Annotated in this window: 2 protein-coding genes and 1 pseudogene; all 3 read left to right on the top strand. The window is 72.7% G+C overall.

The genetic code is table 11. The annotated features are described in order from the left end of the window. The coding region (locus tag AC30N0_RS01540; RefSeq protein ID WP_489516178.1) for a cation diffusion facilitator family transporter at positions 1-513 on the top strand (513 nt) is incomplete at its 5' end. After that, complete coding sequence (locus AC30N0_RS01545; RefSeq protein WP_489516179.1) at positions 510-1,460, top strand: DnaJ C-terminal domain-containing protein; 951 nt, start codon at positions 510-512, stop codon at positions 1,458-1,460. The genes AC30N0_RS01540 and AC30N0_RS01545, both read left to right, overlap by 4 nt. A gap of 3 nt (positions 1,461-1,463) precedes the next feature. Continuing rightward, positions 1,464-1,958: pseudogene (locus AC30N0_RS01550) on the top strand (class I SAM-dependent methyltransferase); the annotation flags it as partial.

Below are 1,958 nucleotides of genomic sequence, written 5' to 3' on the forward strand. Positions count from 1 at the left end.
GCGCTGCTCTTCCTGCGCGGCCGGCGCGACGACCTGAACGTGCGCGGCGCGTTCCTGCACATGGCCGCCGACGCGGCGGTGTCCGCCGGCGTGGTGGCGAGCGCCGCCGTCGCCCTGTGGCTCGGCTGGAACTGGCTCGACCCGGCAACCAGCCTGCTCGTCGCGGCCGTCATCCTGCTCGGCACCTGGGGCTTGTTTCGCGATTCCCTGCACCTCATGTTCGACGGCGTGCCGGCCTCGATCGACCTTGCCGCGGTTCGCGCCGAGCTGGAAGCGATGCCGGGCGTGACGAGCGTCGCCGACCTGCACGTCTGGGCCCCCGGGACGACGGAGGTGGCCTTGACCGCGCATCTGGTGATGCCTGCGGGTCACCCCGACGACGCCTTCCTGCGCGCGGCCGCGGGGCGTCTGAAGGAGCGCTTCGCCATCGGCCACGTCACCCTGCAGGCGGCGACCGAGGCGCTGATGGCGCCCTGCGAAGGCCCGGCACCGGAAAAGATGGATCAGGCATGAAGTACAAGGACTACTACGAAGCGCTCGGCGTGGGCCGCGGCGCGACCCAGGACGAGATCAAGCAGGCGTACCGCAAGCTCGCCCGCAAGTACCACCCGGACGTCAGCAAGGTCCCCGACGCCGAGGCTCGCTTCAAGGACATCAACGAGGCCAACGAGGTCCTCAAGGATCCGGAGAAGCGCGCCGCCTACGACCAGATGGGCAGCAACTGGAAGGCCGGCCAGGAATTCCAGCCGCCGCCGAACTGGGACGCCGGCTTCGAGTTCCGCGGCGGCGACGGCGGCGGCTTCGGCCCGGGCTTCGACTCGAGCGATTTCTTCGAGTCCCTGTTCGGGCGCCGGGCCCGCGGCGGACCCGGGCCGCGCCAGCGCGCGGGAATGCAGGGCGAGGACCACCAGGCGAAGGTGCTGATCGACCTCGAGGACGCCTACCGCGGCGCCGAACGCAGCATCACCCTGCGCGTGCCGGTCGAGGGACCCGACGGCCGGGTCCAGCTGCGGGAGCGCACGCTCGACGTTCACATTCCCAAGGGCATCCGCCCGGGGCAGCGACTGCGCCTGGCCGGGCAGGGCAGCGCCGGTTCGGGCGGTGCGTCGGCCGGCGACCTGTTCCTCGAGATCGGCTTCAAGCCGCACCCGCGCTTCCGGGTCGAAGGCGGCGACGTGTCGGTCGACCTGCCGATCGCGCCCTGGGAGGCGGCGCTCGGCGCCACCGTCGACGCGCCGACCCCGGACGGGCCGGTGCAGCTCACCGTGCCGAAGGGCTCGAAGCCCGCCAGCCGCCTGCGCCTGAAGGGGCGCGGCCTGCCCGGCAAGAATCCAGGGGATCTGTACGCCGTCCTGCAGATCACCCTGCCGCCGGCGGACACCGAGGCGGCGCGCGAGGGCTACGAGGCCATGCGCCGCACATTCGCCAACTTCGATCCGCGCCACGGCGCGAAAGGCTGAGACATGAAGAGACCGATTCTTTCCGCACTCCTGGCGGGCCTGGTCGTCGCTCTCGCCGGCGCCGGCTGCGCAAGTGCCGACCGCCCCGGCGCGGGGTCGAGCGCCGCAGCGGCGCTGTCGGCGGCGCAGATCGCGCAGCTGCTGGCCAGCCCCGACCGCAGCGACGCCGACCGCAGCAACGACGTGCGACGCAAGCCGGCGCAGATGCTCGAGTTCATCGGCATCCGGCCGGGCATGGTGGCGCTCGACTTGAGCGCCGGCGGCGGCTACACCACCGAGCTGCTCGCCCGTTCGATCGGCGCGACCGGGCGGGTCTACGCCCAGACGCCGCGCGCCGCGTCGCCGGCGCTCGCGGCCCGGGTCGCCAACCCGCGGCTGTCGAACATCGTCGCCGTCGTCCAGCCGTTCGAGGCCCCGGTCCCGGCCGACGTCGCCGCGAACCGGCTCGACCTGGTGACGCTGATGTTCAACTACCACGACCTCGGCCACCTGGGCGTC

Origin of the sequence: Rhizobacter sp. (assembly GCF_031412495.1) — a bacterium.
In the GTDB taxonomy this organism is placed as follows: Bacteria; Pseudomonadota; Gammaproteobacteria; order Burkholderiales; family Burkholderiaceae_C; genus Schlegelella_A.

Coding starts and splice junctions, on each gene's coding strand:
- AC30N0_RS01545 (WP_489516179.1), top strand. CDS start 510: ATGAAGTACAAGGACTACTACGAAGCGCTCGGCGTGGGCCGCGGCGCG.